The organism is Crenobacter sp. CS_VA4 (assembly GCF_055597485.1).
The window spans coordinates 1-287 of sequence record NZ_JBVMAE010000112.1; the positions used below are offsets into that span (position 1 = coordinate 1).

General features: G+C 55.1%; 1 rRNA gene. It reads left to right on the forward strand.

What is annotated here, in order from left to right:
* Nucleotides 1-101: 101 nt before the first annotated feature.
* Nucleotides 102-287, forward strand: a 23S ribosomal RNA gene (locus ACZ2IA_RS22925); the annotation flags it as partial.

Consider the following 287-nt stretch of genomic DNA (forward strand, 5'->3'; position numbering starts at 1 on the left):
GTAGATTGATTGTATCTAACGGCGCGTTTCTTGAAGGGGAAACGCGACGTGTCGCACAAACACTCTTGTCATGAAGCGCCGTGAGGTAGCTGAAATGATAGGGTCAAGCGACTAAGTGCATCTGGTGGATGCCTTGGCGATCACAGGCGATGAAGGACGTGTAAGCCTGCGAAAAGCGTGGGGGAGCTGGCAATAGAGCTTTGATCCCACGATATCCGAATGGGGAAACCCGGCCCTTAGGGGTCACCGCTGCCTGAACACATAGGGCAGAGGGAGCGAACGCGGTG